Source organism: Luteimonas rhizosphaericola (genome assembly GCF_029888045.1).
Lineage (GTDB): Bacteria > Pseudomonadota > Gammaproteobacteria > Xanthomonadales > Xanthomonadaceae > Luteimonas > Luteimonas rhizosphaericola.
Genome location: NZ_JARXRN010000006.1, coordinates 45149 through 64651, shown reverse-complemented (window position 1 = coordinate 64651; position 19503 = coordinate 45149). Strand labels below are relative to the sequence as shown.

The 19503-nt window shown below is 70.9% G+C and carries 16 protein-coding genes; 12 read left to right on the top strand and 4 right to left on the bottom strand.

The features are described from left to right. The first annotated feature begins 62 nt into the window (after positions 1-62). The 3 genes from aceB to QFW80_RS00380 all read left to right on the top strand — a co-directional run bounded on the left by aceB (position 63) and on the right by QFW80_RS00380 (position 3784). A complete protein-coding gene (gene aceB, locus QFW80_RS00390) occupies positions 63-1718 on the top strand; it encodes a malate synthase A (protein WP_280598894.1) in 1656 nt (551 codons plus the stop codon). A 123-nt stretch (positions 1719-1841) separates the two neighbouring features. Beyond that, on the top strand, positions 1842-3176 hold the full coding sequence (aceA, locus tag QFW80_RS00385) for an isocitrate lyase (RefSeq protein ID WP_280598892.1): 1335 nt from the start codon (positions 1842-1844) through the stop codon (positions 3174-3176). Between the two features lie 134 nt (positions 3177-3310). Next, the gene (locus QFW80_RS00380; protein WP_280598890.1) at positions 3311-3784 is read left to right on the top strand and encodes a hypothetical protein; all 474 of its coding nucleotides are present in this window, start codon (positions 3311-3313) and stop codon (positions 3782-3784) included. 124 nt (positions 3785-3908) lie between these two features. Here QFW80_RS00380 and QFW80_RS00375 read toward each other — a convergent pair whose 3' ends face one another. Next, positions 3909-4574 (bottom strand): ankyrin repeat domain-containing protein, encoded by a 666-nt coding sequence (locus QFW80_RS00375; RefSeq protein ID WP_280598888.1) that lies wholly within the window; start codon positions 4572-4574, stop codon positions 3909-3911. A 123-nt stretch (positions 4575-4697) separates the two neighbouring features. Continuing rightward, the gene (locus QFW80_RS00370) at positions 4698-6278 is read right to left on the bottom strand and encodes a Tle-like phospholipase domain-containing protein (RefSeq protein ID WP_280598886.1); all 1581 of its coding nucleotides are present in this window, start codon (positions 6276-6278) and stop codon (positions 4698-4700) included. Positions 6279-6452: 174 nt separating this feature from the next. On the opposite strand from QFW80_RS00370, the gene QFW80_RS00365 reads away from it, so the two are divergent. The 3 genes from QFW80_RS00365 to QFW80_RS00355 all read left to right on the top strand — a co-directional run bounded on the left by QFW80_RS00365 (position 6453) and on the right by QFW80_RS00355 (position 11513). Beyond that, positions 6453-7103, top strand: a complete 651-nt coding sequence (locus tag QFW80_RS00365) for a tetratricopeptide repeat protein (protein WP_280598884.1) — start codon at positions 6453-6455, stop codon at positions 7101-7103. A gap of 122 nt (positions 7104-7225) precedes the next feature. After that, on the top strand, positions 7226-8935 hold the full coding sequence (gene ggt, locus QFW80_RS00360; RefSeq protein WP_280598883.1) for a gamma-glutamyltransferase: 1710 nt from the start codon (positions 7226-7228) through the stop codon (positions 8933-8935). A 49-nt stretch (positions 8936-8984) separates the two neighbouring features. After that, a complete protein-coding gene (locus QFW80_RS00355) occupies positions 8985-11513 on the top strand; it encodes an alpha/beta hydrolase family protein (protein WP_280598881.1) in 2529 nt (842 codons plus the stop codon). Positions 11514-11660: 147 nt separating this feature from the next. Here the strand turns inward: QFW80_RS00355 and QFW80_RS00350 are convergent, their stop codons facing one another. Both QFW80_RS00350 and QFW80_RS00345 read right to left on the bottom strand, forming a co-directional pair. Continuing rightward, positions 11661-13148, bottom strand: coding sequence for an AAA family ATPase (locus tag QFW80_RS00350; protein ID WP_280598879.1), 1488 nt, complete (start codon positions 13146-13148; stop codon positions 11661-11663). Between the two features lie 63 nt (positions 13149-13211). Beyond that, positions 13212-14396, bottom strand: a complete 1185-nt coding sequence (locus tag QFW80_RS00345; RefSeq protein WP_280598878.1) for an acyltransferase family protein — start codon at positions 14394-14396, stop codon at positions 13212-13214. A 137-nt stretch (positions 14397-14533) separates the two neighbouring features. Between QFW80_RS00345 and QFW80_RS00340 the strand changes: the two genes are divergently transcribed. The 6 genes from QFW80_RS00340 to QFW80_RS00315 all read left to right on the top strand — a co-directional run bounded on the left by QFW80_RS00340 (position 14534) and on the right by QFW80_RS00315 (position 19501). After that, a complete protein-coding gene (locus QFW80_RS00340; protein ID WP_280598877.1) occupies positions 14534-15169 on the top strand; it encodes a nucleotide-binding protein in 636 nt (211 codons plus the stop codon). A 45-nt stretch (positions 15170-15214) separates the two neighbouring features. After that, on the top strand, positions 15215-15691 hold the full coding sequence (locus QFW80_RS00335) for a SixA phosphatase family protein (RefSeq protein ID WP_280598876.1): 477 nt from the start codon (positions 15215-15217) through the stop codon (positions 15689-15691). Further along, positions 15682-16275: a YceI family protein gene (locus tag QFW80_RS00330; RefSeq protein ID WP_280598875.1), complete on the top strand. Its 594-nt coding sequence runs from the start codon at positions 15682-15684 to the stop codon at positions 16273-16275. Before QFW80_RS00335 ends, QFW80_RS00330 begins: the two co-directional genes overlap by 10 nt. Then, positions 16272-18260, top strand: a complete 1989-nt coding sequence (locus QFW80_RS00325) for a phospholipase D family protein (protein ID WP_280598874.1) — start codon at positions 16272-16274, stop codon at positions 18258-18260. The genes QFW80_RS00330 and QFW80_RS00325 overlap by 4 nt, the downstream gene beginning before the upstream one ends. A gap of 310 nt (positions 18261-18570) precedes the next feature. Continuing rightward, a complete protein-coding gene (locus tag QFW80_RS00320) occupies positions 18571-18753 on the top strand; it encodes a hypothetical protein (protein WP_280598873.1) in 183 nt (60 codons plus the stop codon). Between the two features lie 130 nt (positions 18754-18883). Next, positions 18884-19501, top strand: coding sequence for a YkvA family protein (locus QFW80_RS00315; RefSeq protein ID WP_280598872.1), 618 nt, complete (start codon positions 18884-18886; stop codon positions 19499-19501). The last annotated feature ends 2 nt before the right edge of the window (positions 19502-19503 follow it).

Sequence of the window (19503 nt, the reverse complement as noted above, 5' to 3'; positions counted from 1 at the left end):
TTGTCAAATACCTGGCTCGGGAGGACGGTGGCGCTGCACCGCAACATCCACCGGAGCCCGCCATGTCCGCCGTCCTCAAGCCGATTGCCCCCGTTCCCGCCCTGCGTCTGGCCGTCGCCGACGGCGCGGCCGACCTGCTCGACGCTCCGGCCCGGGAGTTCCTCGCCGGCCTGCACCAGCGCTTCGACGCCCGGCGCCTGGCGCTGCTGGCCGAGCGGCGCCGGCGCCAGGCGGCGTTCGATGCCGGCGCGCTGCCCGACTTCCGCGCCGACACCCGCCACCTCCGCGAGGCCGACTGGCGCGTGGCGCCGATCCCGGCCGCGCTCGAGGATCGCCGGGTCGAGATCACCGGGCCGGTGGACCCGAAGATGGTCATCAACGCCCTGAACTCGGGCGCGACCTGCTACATGGCCGATTTCGAGGATTCGACCTCGCCGACCTGGGAGAACGTGACCGCCGGCCAGCGCGCGCTGCGCGAAGCGGTCGCCGGCACCCTCACCTTCGAGGGCGGCGGCAAGCGCTACGCGCTGCGCCCCGAATCGGAGCGCGCGGTGCTGATCGTGCGGCCGCGCGGCTGGCACCTGGACGAGAAGCACGCGCGGATCGAAGACGGCGGCGACGGCGCGCGCATGTCCGCCGCCCTGTTCGACCTGGGGCTGTTCGCCTGGCACAACGCCGCCGCGCTCGCGGCGAAGGACCGTGGCCCGTACGCCTACCTGCCCAAGCTGCAGTCGATGGAAGAGGCGGCGCTGTGGGACGACGTGCTGGCCCACATCGAGGGCGAACTCGGGCTGCCGCGGGGGCAGATCAAGGTCACGGTGCTGATCGAGACCCTGCCGGCCGCATTCGAGATGGACGAGATCCTGCACGCGCTGCGCACACGCATCGCGGGACTGAACTGCGGGCGCTGGGACTACATCTTCTCCTACATCAAGACCCTGCGCGCGCACCGCGACCGGGTGCTGCCCGAGCGCGGGCAGGTGACGATGACCCAGCCGTTCCTCAAGGCCTACTCGGAACTGCTGATCCAGACCTGCCACCGCCGCGGTGCGCATGCGATGGGCGGCATGGCCGCGCAGATTCCCATCGGCAACGACGAGGAAGCCAACGAACGCGCGCTGGCGCGGGTGCGCGCGGACAAGCTGCGCGAGGTCACCGCCGGGCACGACGGCACCTGGGTGGCGCACCCGGCGCTGATCCCGCTGGCCCGCGAGGTGTTCGACCAGCGCATGCCGACCAGGCACCAGCAGCACCTCGGGCGCGAGGAGGTGGTCGTCACCGCGGCGGACCTGCTGGCGCCCTCGCTGGGCACGATCACGCGCATCGGCTTCGAGAACAACGTCGAGGTGTGCGTGCGCTACCTCGCCGCCTGGCTCGACGGCAACGGCTGCGTGCCGATCCACTGGCTGATGGAGGACGCGGCGACCGCGGAGATCGCGCGCGCCCAGTTGTGGCAGTGGCTGCACCATGCCGACCAGCCGATCGGCCGCGTGCCCGCCGCCGCCGACGGCGCGCGCTGCCCGCTGCACCTGGACGACGGCACGGTGATCGACGAGGCCCTGTTCGACCGCGTGCTGCTGGGGCTGCCCTCGCGCCTGGCGGCGCAGCCGGTGGTGGGCGCGGCGCGCATCCCCGAGGCGATCGCAATGCTCGAAGCGCTGACGCGACGCGACACGCTGGAAGAGTTCCTGACCCTGCCGGCGTACGAGCGCCTGTGACGCGCGGCGACGGGTGATCCGTGGCGGTGACCGCACCGTCCGGTTCCGGCCCGCGACCGCCAGGCCATCGATCCTCCCTGCCATAACCACCGATTGCGAATCCCGCCTTCCGGAGTCCGACCCATGAACATCCAGCACCAGATCGACGCATTGCAGCAGCAGTGGACCACCGACCCGCGCTGGGCCGGCATCGAACGCCCTTACTCGGCCGCCGACGTGGTGCGCCTGCGCGGCAGCCTGCAGCCCGCGTACACGCTGGCCGCGCGGGGCGCGGACAGGCTGTGGACGCTCGTCAACGGCGGCGCGAAGAAGGGCTACGTCAATGCTTTCGGCGCGATCTCGGCCGGCCAGGCGATGCAGCAGGCCAAGGCCGGGCTCGAAGCGGTGTACCTGTCGGGCTGGCAGGTGGCCGCCGACGGCAACACCTCCGAAACCATGTACCCGGACCAGTCGCTGTACGCCTACGACTCGGTGCCGACGATGGTGCGCCGGATCAACAACACCTTCCAGCGCGCCGACGAGATCCAGTGGAAGGCGATCTGCGACGGCAAGATGCGGCAGGAAGACGCGATCGACTACTTCCTGCCGATCGTCGCCGACGGCGAGGCCGGCTTCGGCGGCGTGCTCAACGCCTACGAACTGATGAAGAACATGATCACCGCCGGTGCCGCCGCGGTGCATTTCGAGGACCAGCTGGCCGCGGTGAAGAAGTGCGGCCACATGGGCGGCAAGGTGCTGGTGCCCACCCAGGAAGCGGTGCAGAAGCTCGTCGCCGCGCGTCTGGCGGCCGACGTGCTGGGCGTGCCAACGGTGGTGCTGGCGCGTACCGACGCCGAGGCCGCGACCCTGCTGACCTCCGACTTCGACGCCAACGACCGTCCGTTCATCACCGGCCAGCGCACCGCGGAGGGCTTCTACAAGGTCCGCAACGGCCTGGAGCAGGCGATCAGCCGCGGCGTGGCCTACGCGCCGTACGCGGACCTGGTGTGGTGCGAGACCGGCACGCCGGACATCGGGTTCGCGCGCGAGTTCGCCCGGGCCGTGCATGCGCGCCAGCCGGGGAAGCCGCTCGCGTACAACTGCTCGCCCAGCTTCAACTGGAAGAAGAACCTGGACGACCGCGCCATCGCCCGCTTCCAGGACGACCTGGCGGCGCTGGGCTACACCTACCAGTTCATCACCCTGGCCGGCATCCACATCAACTGGTTCAACACCTTCCGCTTCGCGCACGACTACGCGCGCGGCGAGGGCATGCGCCACTACGTGGAGCAGGTGCAGGAGCCGGAGTTCGCCGCGCGCGAACAGGGCTACACCTTCGTCTCGCACCAGCAGGAGGTCGGTGCCGGCTACTTCGACGACGTCACCACGGTGATCCAGGGCGGCAGCTCCAGTGTCACCGCGCTCAAGGGCTCGACCGAAGAGGAACAGTTCGCGCGTTCGCACGCGGCGGCGGCCTGATCCGGATCTGCAGCGGAAGCGCCGGCCTGTGACGATTGCAGCTTCGATTGCCTCGATAGCGGTCGTTATCCGTTCGCTGGACTGGCGAGGACAGGCGCGATAGATTGCGGCTAAAGGCCGCCAGGTAATCCGTGATGCGTTATCTACTGCTGCTTTGCATGCTGCTCGGCGCCGAAGCCGTGGCCCAGGTGGCGGCCCTGCCTGCTGTGGACCTGGAAGAAGTATCGGTGCGGCAGGAACAGATCCGGGCGGAGATACGCAGTGCTGCAGACGAGTTCCGTGGGCTTTCGCCCTCTGAGCAGCAACAGGTGCTCGAAAGATCGGAGTCCGTGTCACAGATCATCGCGGGGAAGGAGTCTTGGGGAGAACTCGACGATGCCGAGCGCGCCAGCGTGATGGCGACGCTGGACTGGATTGATGTGACCTTGGACAAGGCCAAGGCCGCTGAGCTGGTTTGCAGCTATGAAAGGGTCGTCGGAAGCAATCGTAAGACGCGTGTCTGCAGGAGTGCTGCTCATATCGAGGCGGAGCGTGAAGAAACCAGGCGGCTTCTTTCGAAGCCCGGTGTTTGCGCGCCGGGAACTCCGGGATGCAGCATGAGAAACTGAAGCCGCTCCCGCCGGCGCGTTCAGCGCAGCGAGTGCGCCATTTGTCCGGTCGTCCGGATGGAAGAGTGAAAAATCAGGACAGTGCCCGTCGGCGTTCCCGCGTTGCAGTCAATGACGTCGCAAATCACTGGTCCGCAGCGTCCACCGCCGCTTCCAGCGGCACGCCATTGGCCTTCAGCCAGGCGACAACCGCCTTGCGCTCGCCCAGCGCGCGGTCGTTGAGGATCGCGCGGTTGTAGCCGAAGTAGTACGACTGGAAGCTGGCGCCGCCGGAGTTCTTCGCCAGCGGCGAGGCGCCGGCTTCCAGCAGTGCGAGCACGGCGCCGCCGTTGTTGGTGCGGGCGGCCACGTGCAGCGGAGTGTCGCCGTTGTTGTCGGCCACGTCGGGGTCGGCGCCGGCTTCCAGCAGGACCGCGTACTGCGTCGCCTCGGGCGACAGCAGCGCCTGCACCAGGGGGGTGGCGCCGGTCTGCGTGTTGCGCGCATTGGCATCGCCGCCATGGCGCAGGACCGTCCGCAGCACCTCCGCGTTGGCCGAGAACGCGGCCGCGTGCACCGGCGTGTCGCCCGATGGCCCGGGCCGGTTCGGATCCGCTCCGCCTTCCAGCAGGGCGGAGACGCTAGCCGCCTGGCCGGCCTTGATCGCCGCCAGCAGCAGGGTGCTGCCGTCGCTGCCGGGGGTGTCGACATCGACGCCGTCCAGCTGGCGTCGGATCTCCGCAGCGTCGCCACGCGCCACCGCGGTGGCCAGCGCTGACACTTCGGGCTGGGAAAACGCGTCGTTACTCATGGATGGCCGGGCGCAACCCGTGGTCAGGCAGAAGAGGACCGCGGAGGCGAGCAGGGACAGTCGACGCATGCGCGGCATTTCACTGCCGATCATACCCGGGCGCAAGCGGCAGACCGTGTCCGGTCAGCGACCGAACAGGCCGCCGACCAGGTTGGTCGCGCCCTGGGCCACCCAGCCGGCACCGTCGGCGATGCTTTCGACCACCTGCCCGCCGGTGTCGGCCACGAACTCGACCGCATCGCCGCCGAAGTCGACGGTGCCCGACAGCACGTCGCCGACCCAGCCATCGACGTGTTCGTCGATCTTCGCGGCCGCGGCGTCGGCGTAACCGTCGACCGTGTCGCCGACCGAGTTCAGCGCTCCCTCGGCGAAGTCGCCGGCGAGGCTGACGCCGCCCTGCACGTACTGGCCGTTGGCGAACTCGCCGGCGACCACCGAGTCGATGTCGGTGGCAAAGTCGTGCACGTTGCGCGCATAGTCGTCCTTCACCGCGTCGGGCAGCAGGTTCTGCGCGTCGCGGCCGAAGCTGGACGGATTCTCGTAGCCCGGCTGCCACGGCTGGTGTTCGACCATGCCGGCGGTCAGCGCGTTGGGGCTGTGGCTGATCGCGGCATAGGCCACGTCGCCGACCAGGTTCACCCCGCCGGTCACCAGCCCGGTCACCGGGTTGATCGGCAGGAACGGCGTGTGCCGCGCCGCTTCCACACCCGCGTTGATCAGGGCGCTCTCGCCGGGCGAGAAGCCCTCGATCGGCCCGTAATTGGTGAACATGTTGTGGGCGTCGGCGCTGGCCGGATCGACCACGATCTGGGTGCCGATCGCGTCGGGCGCCAGGATGCCCGTCACCCAGCTGTCCTGGGCCTGGGTCAGGGCGTCGCTGGACAGCGAGTAGGCGCGGATCTGCCCGCCTTCGGCGAGGTCGCGCGCGCGCTGCGGATCGATGCCGAGGCGGTCGAAGGTGTTGGGATGGATGCCGGAGGCATCGAAGGTCACCGCCGGCACGCCGCTGGCGAGCGAACCCACCGAGGCCAGCCCGCCGCCCTGCGAATGCCCGGTGATCGCCAGGTTGGTCGCATTGCCGCCGGCGCCGTCGCCGAACACCCGCGCGAATTCGACCGCGGTATTGACCGCAGTGACGCTGAACTTGTCGCCGTCGCGGGTCTCGTAGCCCAGGCCCTGGCGGAAATTGTTGTCCCAGTCGTCGGCGCCTTCGGCGGTGCCGCGGTAGGACAGGACGAAGTTGCCCTCGCCGTCGGTGTAGACCTCGGCGCGGAATTCCTGGGCGTTGGTCTCGACGCTGTCGTTGGCGCCCAGGTACTGCAGGCGCCAGGCCTGCGGATCGGCCACGCCCAGCTCCTGGAGCTGGGCGTCGGTGACCGCGCTCCAGCCTTCCGGCGGCGCGCCACGCGTGCCGTACACCGCGGTGGCCAGCTGGGAGAGGGTCACATCGAACGGCTGTGCCTGGGTGCCGCCCGCCACGCCCGAGAGCGTCGTCCCGGCGGGGATCCCGTAGGTGCCACCGGCGGCCGACGGCGGGGTGCCCGCGGTCTGGCCCGGAGCCTGCATTTGCGGGTGGTAGCTCGTCTCCGGGCGGTAGCCGGTCTGCACCGGCGGTGGCAGGGTCGGCGTGGTGGCGGTGGTCGGCTGGACCGGCGGCTGCCAGCGGTAGCCCGAATCGATGACTGGTGAAATGCCGGCGCCCATGGCCGTCTCCGTACGACTTGGTACGGCCACGCTAGCGCGGCGCGGGCCGCGAATCAGCTAGGGCGTGCCCGAGGGCGAGGGCAGGGGACCGGGACGCCGGTGGCCGCGCCCTCGCGACGGTGACATTACAATATGTCCCGGGAGGCTGTTCGCGTTCTACAGGGGGAGTTACCGATGGACATCCACACACGTGCAATCGCGCGAGCGTGCACGCCGGTTCTGCTTGCGCTGCTGGCCTGGGCCTCGGCCGCGTCGGCGCAGTCGCTGCCCAGGCCGGCCGAGTTCTATTTCGATGAGGACGCGAGCGTGGCCGCGCCCCTCGCACGGGAGGCCGATGGGGCCGATGTCGAACAGCTGGTGCGGCTGATGGAGCGCGGCGGCCGCAACGCCGAGCAGGCCACCGCGCAGCTGGCGCACCTGTCGATGGCCTCGGGCCGCGCTGAGACCGGCCGTGCGCTGTACGCACGCGCGATCGCGCAGGCCCAGGAGGGCAGCGCGCGTCGCCGCATGCTGCAGTGGAACCAGGGCTGGGACCTGTACCGCGCCGGCGATCTCGAGGCCGCGCTCGGGAGCTGGGGCCAGGCCTACGCGAACCGCCTGGTGCATCCGTCCTGGGTGCCGCCGACGCTCGCGCTGGCACTGTGGAAACTCGACCGGCGCGACGAGGCCGTGGCCTGGTATGCCGCGGCGGTGCGCACCTATCCGGACCGCTGGTCGAACCCGGCCGCGCTGCCCGCCCTGCTGCCGGACTGGACCGAGGCCGACCGCACGACGCTGGCCGAGGTGGTGGCGGCCTGGCGCGAAGCGCCGCCGGCCTGGCCGTGATCCGGCGCGGCCGCTCCGCACGTCGCGGCCTGTGCCGTGACGCGCTCGGGGCCGTCGGCGCGTGACAAGGCTTCCGCGGTTCCCCTAAGGTGGCGCGCCACCAGCCACGACGGGGAACCAGCATGCGCCACACGATCCGGATCCTCGCGCTCGGCGCGCTCGTGGGGTTGGCCGCTGGCGCATCGGCGGCCGATCGCATCACCGGCCAGCCCTTCGCCACCCGCAGCGAGGTCTACGCCCCGCACGCGATGGCGGCCACCTCGCATCCGCTGGCGACCCAGGTGGCGCTGGACGTGATGAAGGCCGGCGGCAGCGCGGTTGATGCCGCGATCGCCGCCAATGCCGCCCTGGGGCTGATGGAGCCGACGGGCAACGGCATCGGCGGCGACCTGTTCGCCATCGTCTGGGATCCGGAGACGGCCCGCCTGCACGGCTACAACGGCTCGGGCCGTTCGCCGAAGTCGCTGACCCTGGCCGAGTTCCAGCGCCGCGGGCTGAGCGACATCCCGCCGCACGGGCCGCTGCCGGTCACCGTCCCGGGCGCGGTCGACGGCTGGTTCGCGCTGCACGGCCGCTTCGGCAAGCGCACGATGGCGCAGAACCTCGCGCCCGCCATCCGCTACGCGCGCGAAGGCCATCCGGTGCACGAGACGATCGCCTACTACTGGGACCGCTCGGTGCCGCGGCTGTCGAAGTGGCCGGGGTTCACCGAACAGTTCACCATCGACGGCCGCGCGCCGCGCACCGGCGAGACCTGGAAGAACCCGAACCTCGCGAACACGCTGCAGGCGATCGCCGACGGCGGCCGCGACGCGTTCTACACCGGCGACATCGCCCGCACCATCGGCGACTACTTCGCCGCCAACGACGGCTTCCTGTCGTACGAGGACATGGCCGCGCACACCGGCGAATGGGTCGATCCGGTCTCGACCACCTACCGGGGCCACGAACTCTGGGAGCTGCCGCCCAGCGGGCAGGGCATCGCCGCGCTGCAGATCCTCAACCTGCTCGAACCCTACGACCTGGCGTCCCACGGCTTCGGCAGCCCCGAGCACGTGCACCTGTTCGTGGAGGCCAAGAAGCTCGCCTTCGCCGACCGCGCGCGCTGGTACGCCGATCCGGCGTTCCACCCTGCGCCGGTGGCGAAGCTCATTTCGAAGGCCTACGCGCGCGAACGCGGCGCGCTGATCTCGATGGACACCGCGCTGCGCGAAGTGCAGCCGGGCACATCGCGGGAGCTCGACGAGGGCGACACCATCTACCTCACCACCGCCGATGCCGACGGCATGATGGTCTCGCTGATCCAGTCCAACTACCGCGGCATGGGCAGCGGCATGGCGCCGCCGGGGCTGGGTTTCATCCTCCAGGACCGCGGCGAGCAGTTCGTGCTCGCCGACGGCCATCCGAACACGTTCGAACCCGGCAAGCGCCCGTTCCACACCATCATCCCGGCCTTCGTGACGAAGGACGGCAAGCCGTGGCTGAGCTACGGCGTGATGGGCGGCGCGATGCAGCCCCAGGGGCACGTGCAGATCCTGCTCAACCTGATCGACTTCGGCATGAACCTGCAGGAGGCGGGCGATGCGCCCCGCATCCAGCACGACGGCTCGACCGAGCCCGCCGGGCAGGCCACCGCCATGAGCGACGGCGGCGAGGTGGACCTGGAGACCGGGTTCCCGTACGAGACCGTGCGCGCGCTGATGCGCAAGGGCCACAGCGTGCGCTACGCCGACGGTCCGTACGGCGGCTACCAGGCGATCATGGTCAATCCGCAGGGCGGCTGGATCGGCGCCAGCGAATCGCGCAAGGACGGGCAGGCCGCGGGGTACTGAGCGCATCGGCACGGTGAACCGCCGGGCGTACCCGGCCAAGGGGACAGGAATGGGGAACGGATCGGGGTGGGGGCGCCTGCTGGTCGCGCTGCTCTGGCTGGTGTCATGGCAGGCCGGGGCGAGTATCCGCGAGGTGCGGGAGGGCGCAGCGGTGGATCTGCCGCCCGGCAGTGGCCTGCTGTTGCTGGCGGTGGATTCGGACGAAGCGCTGCAGTCAGTGGCGATCCGCCGCAGCGACTCGATGCTGGGTCGCGAGTCGCTCCGCTCCGTGCCGAAAGGGCTGACCTCGCGTCTTTATCTGCTCCCCGCCGGGAAGTACCGCTGGAGCAGCATCCGTGACGGCGGGGTGCGCTACCGCATCGCGAGCGACGACGAAGACTATGCGTTCACCGTCGAACCGGGAGTGGTGAACTACCCGGGCCACATGGTGTTTCGCCTGAAGGGCGAGCGCGTGGCGCTGGCGCACGTCGCGAACCGCGGGCTTCTGGCGCTGGACTGGCTGCAGCAGGTACATCCGCAGGTAGCGCAGGACTTTGCGTTCGAATACCGCGGCTACTACCCCGATCCCTTTCCTGCCTTGTGGGGCCGCCAGGCGTCCGGATCCACGCATGCCTCGCCGATGGCACCGCCGCCACCGCCCGGGCCACTGCCGCTGCCGCCCGACGTTCTGTGGAAGCAGAGCGCTCTGGAGCAAATCAGCCTCAACCCCGGTGGCACGCTGGCCGCAGTGGTGGAGCGCGAGGGCGAGGGCGACGACGCGCGCAGGGTGGTGAGGATGCTCGACCTGCAGCGCGAAGAATCGATGGCGCTGCTGCAGCTTCCGGTGGAAGTGCGCCGGCTCGACTGGGCTGGCGACCGAAGCCTGGTGGTGAGCTGCATCGATGGCTGGGGATTGGACGTGGTCATGGTTCTCCAGCTGCGCGAGACCGCGGACGGGTGGACGTTCAATCGCCTGAACTTTCCCTACAAGGGGCGACTCGTCGACGTGCTCCCCGGCGATCCGGAGCACGTTCTGTTCGCGAGCACCTACTTCGGCGCCTCGAAGGCCGGGGTCCAGGTCCACAAGGTTCCGATCCAGAGCCAGCGTGCGCTGGACAGGTTCGGCTTCGGCCGCAAGGATTCTCTCGACCGCGGCGTCGAGGAAGGACGGACGTGGCTGGCGGACGGGCGCGGCGAACTCCGCGCGACGATCGCGTTTCGCGACGGGCGCCAAGTGCTGCTGCACGGGCGCGCGGGGGATTTCCGCGAGGTGATGGAACTGGACGACGACGGTGCGTTCGAGCCGATCGCGTTGTCCGCGGACGGGAACACGATCTACGGGGCCAGCGACGAGGACCGCGGCCAGCGCGACCTGGTGGAGCTCGACCCGGCTTCGGGCGAGATCACCCGGACGGTCTTCTCACGGCCCCGGGTGGACGTGCAGGACGCCGTCTTCGACGCGCGGCACAACCTGGTGGGCGTGACGTATTTCGAGGACGGCGTGCTGGTCAGCGAGTACTTCGACGAAAGCAGCCGTGCCCAACAGTCCCGGCTGCAGCAGGCGTTCGGGGATCGCACGGTGCGCATCGTGGACCGCGATGCCGGCTCGCGGCAGTTCTTGCTGCTGGTCGAAGGCAGCGACCAGCCTGGCGAGGTGTACCACTTCGACTCCACTCGCAACCGCGCATCGCTGCTCGTCGCGATGCATCCATGGTTGCAGCCATACCGCTTCCGCAAGTCGACGGTGGTGCGCGTCATCGCGCGCGACGGGTTACCGATCGAGGCCTACCTCACTCTGCCCGAGGTGTCGCGGCCACCGCTCGTCGTGCTGGCGCATGGTGGCCCGATCGGCGTGCGCGACACCCGCCAGTTCGACCGCGAGGTGCAGTTCCTCGTCTCGCTGGGCTACGCGGTACTGCAGGTCAACTTTCGCGGCTCTGAAGGTTTCGGGCGCGAATTCCGCGAAGCAGGACGCCGCGGTATGGGTACCCTGATCGAGGACGACATCGACGCGGCGCTGGCGCAGGTGCTGGCGCTCCACCCAATCGATGGCCGCCGCATGTGCGCGATGGGCAGCAGCTACGGCGGCTACTCTGCCCTGGTCTCGGCAGTGCGCTGGCCCGGTCGCTTCCGGTGCGTCGTCTCGATTGCCGGGGTCAGCGACCGGATCCTGTTCTTCACCGCCAGCGACGGCGGCCGCACCGAGGAAGGTCGACGCGAGATGGAAGAGGCGCTCGGCGATCCCAACACCGAGACCGACGCCATGCTGCAGTCCTCTCCGCTGTACCGGTACGACGCGCTCGACACTCCTGTCATGCTCGCCCACGGCACCGAAGACCTGCGAGTGGACTACGAGCACAGCCGCCGGCTGGCGCGGGTGCTGTCGAAGGCCGGCCGTCCGCCGGTGCTGTTGACGCTGGAGGGAGAGGGGCACTCGGTGGAGGGAGCAGGCAGCCGCAAGCGTCTCTGGGAGGGCGTGGCGGGCTTCCTCCACGCGCAGCTGGGACCGCAGCGTGGGGCAGTCGAGGACCCGGTATCGGCAGGCATGCACGCGCCGAACGGCGCCACCGACCGAAGGTCCTCGTCGGCGGGCCGCTGAAGCCGGGTCCGGACTTCCGGCGGGAGCGGCACCTCTGGAATGGCTGCGCGCCGCGAGCGCATGCAGGCCGGCGCCAGCCGACTGCCTGCTGGTCGCAACGGTAGCGGGGTCGTGCCGATCGTTGGCGAGGCCCCCCGCCGCCGGCGCTCAGTCCGCCGGCACGGTGCGCTCGGCGGCCCAGTCGCGCAGCGCCTGCACCTGTTCGCGCATCACCACCGACAGCGGGCGCGTCGCGCCGATCTCCTGCAGCAGCAGCGCATCGTCCACCGCGCGGGATTCGGCGTGGGCGACGTACAGCGCGGCGACGATCGCCTGTTCGATCTCGGCGCCGGAGAAACCCTCTGCCGCCTGCGCCAGCGCGCGCAGGTCGAAGCGCTCGGCGGCCAGTTCGCGCCGGCGCAGGTGCAGTTCGAACACGTGCGCACGGGTGTCGGCATCGGGCAGGTCGACGAAGAAGATCTCGTCGAAGCGGCCCTTGCGCAGCAGTTCCGCGGGCAGGTCGCGCACCTGGTTGGCGGTCGCCACCAGGAACACATTCGAGCGGCGCTCGGCCATCCAGGTCAGCAGGTAGCCGAGCACGCGCCGCGACACGCCGCCGTCGCCGTCGGCGCTGCCGGCGGCCACGGCCTTCTCGATCTCGTCGATCCACAGCACGCAGGGCGCCAGCTGTTCGGCCTGGGCCAGCGCCTCGCGCAGGTTGGCCTCGGTCTCGCCGTGGTACTTGGCGTACAGCGTGCCGAAGTCCAGCCGCACCAGCGGCACGCCGAAGCCGCCGGCCACCGCCTTGGCCAGCAGCGACTTGCCGCAGCCCTGCACGCCGAGCAGCAGAACGCCCCTGGGCGGATCGAGTCCCGGCGGCGCCTCGCCGTCCACGAACACCCGCCGCCGCTGTTCCACCCAGCGCTTGAGCCGGCGCGCGCCGGCCACGTCGGCGAAGCGCGCGGTGTCGTACTCGTAGTGCAGGTGGCCGCTCTTGTTGAGCAGCTCGAACTTCAGCCGCGCCAGCTCGGGCAGGTCGCCCGGACCCAGCACGCCGTCGTCGTGGATCAGGTGGCGGGCGATGCGGCGCGCGTCCATGGCATCGAGCCCCTGCAGGTTGCGCACGATCCGCCGCACCACCGCCTCGTCGGCCTCCACCCGGCGCCCCTCGTGCTCGCGCTGGAACGCGGCGATCTCCTCGCGCACCAGCTTGAGCAGGGTGTTGGCGTCGGGCAGGCGCAGACGCACGCGCGTGGCGGCGGCATCGAGTTCGCGCGGCAGTTCGACCTTGTGCCCGACCAGCACCACCGTGTGCGGCAGGCAGTCGCGCCGCTGCAGGATGTCGCGCAGCTGGCGCTGGGTGCCGGCGTAGCCGAGGTAGGGATGGAAGTCGAGCAGCAGGTACACGCCGCGCTGGTCGGCGTTGCGGATCGCGGCGAGCGTGGCGCCGGCGTCGGGCGGGCCCTGCACCGGATCCTCGCGGTCGAGGTCGAGCCGGCGCAGGCCTTCGGTGATCGACCAGCGGTAGAGCGCGCGCCACACCCGGGTGAGCGACTGCCGGAACAGTTCCACCACGCGGATCTCGTCGGGGGTGTCGACCACGATCAGGGGCGTGCCGGCGCGGATCAGCGCCACGAGGTCCTGCAGGTCGCTCATGTGCGGCGGGCGTGGAAGGGGGCGGGGCGACGATAGCAGACGGCAGGCGCGCGGCGACCGCGCTCAGCGTGGCGGCCGGGTATGCGGCAGCGGCCTGCCGTTGAACAGCCAGCGCATCACCGCGTACGGGCGCACCAAGACATGATGGACCGCCAGCGGCACCAGCATCGAGACCGCCAGCACCACGCCGAACTTCGCCAGCGGCGCCCAGGGCAAGGGCAGCAGCGCGCGTGCCGCCAGCACCACGCACAGGTGGTGGAACAGGTAGATCGAGTAGCTCGCGTCCGACAGGTAGCCGAAGGTGCGGCTGGCGCCTCCGACCCAGCGCGTGAACCCGGCGAACAGCAGGCGCACCGCGCACCAGGCCAGCAGCGCGCGCGCGACCACCGCCACCGCGGTCGCGACCGGCGTCGCCGGCGGCGACACCGCCAGCCCCAGCAGCAACGCCCCGGCGATGCCGGCGCACCACCAGGTGCCGCGGCCGACCGTGATGAAGCGCCGCCACAGGTCGGCGTCGCGCTGCAGCAGGCAGCCCATGGCGAAGAACGGCGCGTGGTCGACCAGTTCCTCGGGGTTGACCAGGCCGCCGATCTCGGCCGCCAGCAGCGGCAGGGCGTGCGCGGCCGCCATGCTGGCCAGCGGCACCAGCGCCGCGGCGGCCAGCAGCAGCGGCAGCGCCTGTGGCCGCGAGAGGGGGCTCGCCGCCGTTGGTGCCGCGACCCACGGCCGCAGCGCGGCCAGCACCAGGCAGTACAGCGCCAGGTCGACCAGGAACCACAGGTGGCCGAGCCAGTCGCCGCGCAGCAGCGCCGGAAGCAGGGCGCCGCGCACGAAACCGCCCGCCGGCGCCGGCAGCGCCAGCACCCAGACCTGGACCAGGTTCAGGCTCAGCAGCACCACCAGCGCCGGCAGCAGCAGGCGGCGCATGCGCTCGCGCGCGAACGCGGGCGCCGGCTGCCGGCGCAGCAGCCGCATCGAGAAGTAGCCCGCCACCACGAAGAATGCCGGCATGCGGAACAGGTGGATCGCATCGGCCAGCGCCTCGAGCGTCGCGCTGCGGGTGGGGTCGACCACCAGCCAGCGGCCGTCGAGGCCGTAGGGATTGCTCGCGTGCAGCACCACGCCGAGCAGCATGAGCACGCTGCGCAGGGCGTCGAGCTCGTGCAGGCGCGCCTGTGGCGCGGCCGTGGCGTGCCCGGGCGCCTCCGCCTGCGCCACGCCGCCCGTGCAGGCGGAAGGCGGGGCCACGACCGCAGTGGAGGACTCGCTCATTTGTAAAGGTTGCGTCAACGGCGCTCGGGGCATGCGCAGGTAACGTGCTGCGGTGGTCGCGACGGCCACGCCGCCGGTGTACGCTCGCGGCTCGTTTCCGGCGGAGGCAGTGCATGAAGACCGTGCTGGTGGCCAGTTCCAAGGGCGGTGTCGGCAAGACCACGATCGCCACGCACCTGGCGGCCGAATCGGCACTCGCCGGCCGCAGTACGGCGATCATCGACGCCGACCCGCAGGGTTCGTCCACGCGCTGGGCCGAGCGCCGCGCCGCGCTGGAGAGCGCGGTCCTGCCGATCGAGGGCGCCAGCCGCCACCGGAGCGCCTGGAAGTCGATCCCCGAGGGCACCGAACGGGTGGTGATCGACGCCCCGGCCGGCGCCCATCCCGATGCGCTCGAGGTCTACCTGGAGCATGCGGATGCGCTCGTGGTGCCGGTCCTGCCCTCGGCGCTGGACATCGACGCCACCGTGCCCTTCCTCAACGCGCTCGCCAGGCATCCCCGGGTGCGCAAGGGCGACCTGCGCGTGGGCCTGGTCGGCAACCGGCTGCGGCCTTGGACCAACGCCTCGCAGCAGGCCATGGACCTGCTGCAGCAGTGGCCCTATCCGCTGGTCGCGCAGCTGCGCGACAGCCAGGCCTACGTGATGCTGGTCGGTTTCGGCAAGAGCCTGTTCGACTACCAGTCGGCCCAGGTCCGCGACCACCAGGCCGACTGGCAGCCGCTGCTGAAGTGGCTCAAGCGTGCCTGACCGCCTGCACGGACGCCGGACATCGCCCCCGGGAGGAGCGTCCACATGCGCGAACTGATCCTGCTGCGCCATGCGCACGCCGAACCGGCCCTGCCGGGGCAGGCGGATTTCGACCGGCCGCTGTCGGCCGAAGGGCTGGCCGAGGCCGATGCCGTGGCCACCTGGCTGCGCGACAAGGCGCTGGTGCCGGACCGCGCGCTGTGCTCCCCGGCCCGCCGCACGCGCGAGACGCTGGACGCGGTGATGGAAGTGGTGGGCAGCCTCGACAAGCGGCTCGAGCAGGGCATCTACGAAGCCATGCCGGGGACGCTGGCCGGCCTGATCGATTCCCATCGCGATTGCGACCGGCTGCTGGTGGTCGGCCACAACCCGGGGCTCGAGCGCCTGGTGGCGCTGCTGCACAGCGGCCAGTCGGGCGATTACCGGGGCATGCCGCCGGCCGCCGTGGCGGTCCTGTCGCTGCCGGCCGAGGCGGCGATCGAGCCCGGCATCGCCACCCTGTCCGCGTTCTGGTGGCCGTGAGTTCCGGCCCGGGCCTGCGTGCGGGCCGGGCACTGCGGTGGCTGGCGCTGCTGCTCTGCGCGACTGCGCTGGTGCCCGCCGCCGCGGCCGAGATCGACACCGCGCATTCGCGCATCGGATTCACCCTCAAGACCCGCTGGGGCCAGACCCTGGACGGCCGCTTCCCGCAGTGGCAGGGGGAGATCGTGGAGGTGTCCGCCGCGCGCCGCCAGGTGCGGCTGCGCCTGCCGACGGCCGAAGTGGAGATCCTCGGCCATCCCCAGTATTCGAAGATCACCCGCGGCAAGGGGTTCTTCGATGCCGAACGGCATCCGTACGTGGAATTCGTGTCCGACCCCTACGACGACGCCCTGCTGCGCGAGGGTGGCCTGCTGGGTGGCGCGCTGACGATCCGCGGCGTGCGCCGGCGCGAGGTGTTCACCCTCGAGCCCGCGACCTGCGACCGTCCGACCGTGGACTGCGACGTGGTCGCCAGCGGGGTGGTCTACCGCAGCGATTACGCGATGGACCGCTGGGCGTTCGCGCTCGGCGACCGCGTGGTGTTCTCGCTCCACCTGCGCACCCGGTCCGCCAGGGCACCATGACCGCTGCATGGCGTGCGCTGGTCGCGCTGCTGGCCCTGGCCTGCGGCGCCTGCAGCAGCCTGTCCGCGCTGGAACGCGACCGGGCGGCGGCGATCGCGGCGCAGGCGCGTTCGACTGTGGTCGAATGCGCCGCCGCCGACGCCTGCGCGCGCCCCTCGCCGCTGCGCGAACTCGGCGCGCGCGCGCTGGCCGACAGTACGCCGGAACAGCCGCGCCACTACGCGCTGCTGCTGGAGTACGGCCAGGACGCGCTGCTCTCGCGCCTGGACCTGATCCGCGGCGCGCAGCGCAGCATCGACCTGCAGACCTACATCTTCGACGAGGACGACGCCGGCCACCTGGTGCTCGACGAGCTGCTCGCGGCGGTGCGCCGCGGCGTGCGGGTGCGGGTGCTGGTCGACCAGCTGTCGGCGCTGCGCCAGGTCGACACCCTGGCCGCGCTGGCCTCGGCGCACGTGAACTTCGAGCTGCGCATCTACAACCCGGTGCTGTCGCGCGCGCGGATCTCCTACCCGATGTACGCGTGGGCCGCGGCGTGCTGCTGGCGCCGGCTCAACCAGCGCATGCACAGCAAGCTGCTGCTGGTGGACGGCCTGGTCGGCATCACCGGCGGGCGCAACTACCAGGACGACTACTACGACTGGAATCCGGAGTTCAATTTCCGCGACCGCGACGTGCTGGTGGGCGGCCCGGCGACCGCGGAGATGTCCGCCAACTTCGAGGCGTTCTGGGCCGCGCCGCTGAGCGTTCCGGTGGAACGGCTGGACGATGTCGGCGGCTATCTGCTGAAGCAGGGCGCGCCGGCCCTGCCGCAGTGGCCGTACGAGGATCCCGAGCGCGTCGCGGCGGTCTCGCGCACCGCCGGCGATACCGACCTGGTTCGCGAGCGCCTGGCGGACGTGGCGCTGCCGGTGGGCGAGGTGCTGTTCATCGGCGACCTGCCGCAGAAGCACCGGCGCGACCGCGAGGCGGCCGCGGCCGCGGTGTACGCGTCGCCGCTGCTGAACAACCTGATCGAATCGGCACAGGACGAAGTGCTGCTGCAGACGCCCTACCTGGTGCTGTCCAAACAGGCGCAGGCGATGTTCGCGCGCATGCACGAACGCGATCCGCCGCCGCGGGTGGTCGTGTCCACCAACAGCCTGGCGGCCACCGATTCGTTCATCACCTACGCGCTGTCCTACAAGTACAAGCGCCGCTACCTGCGCGACTTCGGCTTCGAGATCCACGAGTTCAAGCCCTTCCCGGAGGATGCGCCGATCGACCTGGAGGCCACCGGCGCGGTGGACATCTCCTGGAACGCCGACGGGAGCGTCAACATCCGCGCGCCGGAGGCGCCGGCCGATGCGGCGGCTCCGCGCGAACCGCGCGGGCGTGCGGACATGGGCGTGTCCGGCAGCGGCAGCGGCAGCGGCAGCGACGGGCGCCGGGAACCACCGCTGAGCCGCGAATACGCTGCGCTGCGCTACGCCGGCGTGGGCGTGCACCAGCGCGTGCCGCTCAAGCGTGCCGGCGTGCGCTTCGGCCTGCACGCCAAGTCGCTGGTGATCGACAACCGGATCGGCGTGGTCGGCACCCACAACTTCGATCCGCGCGGCGACGACTACAACACCGAGAGCGCGGTGATCATCGAGGATCCCGCGTTCGCGCGCGCGCTCGGCGACAGCATCCGCCGCGACACCGCGCCCGAGAACGCGTGGGTGATCGCGCGGCGTGACAAGCCGCCGGTGTTCTCGGGGCTGGAGTACTCGCTGACCAAGGTGTCCGAGCACCTGCCGGTGTTCGACCTGTGGCCGGTGCGCTACGCCACCAGCTACGAGTTCCAGCCCGGGCCGCAGTGCCCGGCGCCGCTGTCGCCGTTCGATCCGGGCTTCCGCGCCTGCCACGAACCGGTGGGCGACTTCCCCGAGGTCAACCTCGGCTTCCGCACGCTGCTCACGCGCATCTTCACCGCGTTCGGCGCCGGGCTGGCCCCGATCCTCTGACTGGAGGGCGCGGCGCGCCCGCAAGCGGTCGCTGCGCGCGCCCCTGCACGGTCATCGCACCGGCGCGCTCGATGCCGTTGCGCCCAGGTACGCGTGTCGAGACGGCCGCCCCCGGACCCGGGGGCGCCGGGCATAGGTCGTCAGTCATGCCCGGCGGACGCAACCGCCAGCCCTCCGATCCCATCCAAATCAACAGGTTCCGGCCGCTGGTGCCCGCCTGGCCCCGGGCCATGACTTCCGGCCCATGGCAGAACCCTTCTGGTGTATTACTTTACCAACACACCCACACACAACGCCCCCCGAGACGACCATGTACGCCACGACCCAGACCCTTCCCCGCCAGACCGTGACCCTGCCGCGCACCCTGCGCCCGCTGCCGGCCTTCGAACGCCGCGAGCGCGGTTTCGGCGTCGGCTACGGCAACAGCAGTGGCTACGCCAGCGACCGGCGCTACACCCCGGCGACCGGCACCACGCGCTTTCGCTTCGCGTAACCGGGACGACCGTGTGCCGGGATGCGCCCGGCACCGCGGCGCACGCGCCGGATACGCCCGGGCGGCGCGATTGACGCGTGCGCCACGCGCGGCCTAGGCTTCACGTCTTTTCCCGCCCCCGGACCCGCCCATGTCGCTTTCGCTGACCATCGACCTCAACGACCAGGATCTCGAGCACTTCACCACTGCGTTGAAGGCCGCGCACAAGGCCGCGGGCGACCGCAGCGCCGACGAGATCGTCGCGGCCGCAGTCGCGCTGCTCGAAGGGGCGCAGAAGGTCAAGACGCCGGACTTCATCCGCGAGCGCCTGGAGCGGCTGGACGACATGATCGCGATGGTCCGCGACGAGGGCTGGCACCTGGACGAAGAGGACAGGCAGCACGTGCTCTCGGCGCTGGTGTACTTCGCCGATCCCAAGGACGTGATTCCGGACCACGTCGAGGTGCTGGGCTTCCTCGACGACGCGATCATGATCGAGCTGTGCGTGCGCGAGCTCAAGCACGAGCTCGACGCCTACGACGATTTCTGCGAGTTCCGCGAGCGCGAGGCGCGCAAGCGCGGGATCGAGCCCTCCGCGGTGGGCCGCGCCGACTGGCTGGACAGCCGCCGCGACGAGCTGGTCGAGCGCATGCACGCGCGCCGCCAGCGCGACGGCAGCGAGTTCGGAATGGGCTACGGCAGCAGCAGCGGCTACGGCAAGACCGCCTACTCGCGCGCCTGGCGCCCGAGCCTGTTCCGGTTCCGCTGAGC

Bases quoted from the DNA above. Each gene is read 5' to 3' on its own strand.
- QFW80_RS00320 (WP_280598873.1), top strand. From the start codon at position 18,571: ATGTACGCCACGACCCAGACCCTTCCCCGCCAGACCGTGACCCTGCCG.
- QFW80_RS00315 (WP_280598872.1), top strand. From the start codon at position 18,884: ATGTCGCTTTCGCTGACCATCGACCTCAACGACCAGGATCTCGAGCAC.
- ggt (WP_280598883.1), top strand. From the start codon at position 7,226: ATGCGCCACACGATCCGGATCCTCGCGCTCGGCGCGCTCGTGGGGTTG.
- QFW80_RS00340 (WP_280598877.1), top strand. From the start codon at position 14,534: ATGAAGACCGTGCTGGTGGCCAGTTCCAAGGGCGGTGTCGGCAAGACC.
- QFW80_RS00350 (WP_280598879.1), bottom strand. From the start codon at position 13,148: ATGAGCGACCTGCAGGACCTCGTGGCGCTGATCCGCGCCGGCACGCCC.
- QFW80_RS00335 (WP_280598876.1), top strand. From the start codon at position 15,215: ATGCGCGAACTGATCCTGCTGCGCCATGCGCACGCCGAACCGGCCCTG.
- QFW80_RS00375 (WP_280598888.1), bottom strand. From the start codon at position 4,574: ATGAGTAACGACGCGTTTTCCCAGCCCGAAGTGTCAGCGCTGGCCACC.
- QFW80_RS00365 (WP_280598884.1), top strand. From the start codon at position 6,453: ATGGACATCCACACACGTGCAATCGCGCGAGCGTGCACGCCGGTTCTG.
- QFW80_RS00355 (WP_280598881.1), top strand. From the start codon at position 8,985: ATGGGGAACGGATCGGGGTGGGGGCGCCTGCTGGTCGCGCTGCTCTGG.
- QFW80_RS00370 (WP_280598886.1), bottom strand. From the start codon at position 6,278: ATGGGCGCCGGCATTTCACCAGTCATCGATTCGGGCTACCGCTGGCAG.
- aceB (WP_280598894.1), top strand. From the start codon at position 63: ATGTCCGCCGTCCTCAAGCCGATTGCCCCCGTTCCCGCCCTGCGTCTG.
- aceA (WP_280598892.1), top strand. From the start codon at position 1,842: ATGAACATCCAGCACCAGATCGACGCATTGCAGCAGCAGTGGACCACC.
- QFW80_RS00325 (WP_280598874.1), top strand. From the start codon at position 16,272: ATGACCGCTGCATGGCGTGCGCTGGTCGCGCTGCTGGCCCTGGCCTGC.
- QFW80_RS00380 (WP_280598890.1), top strand. From the start codon at position 3,311: ATGCGTTATCTACTGCTGCTTTGCATGCTGCTCGGCGCCGAAGCCGTG.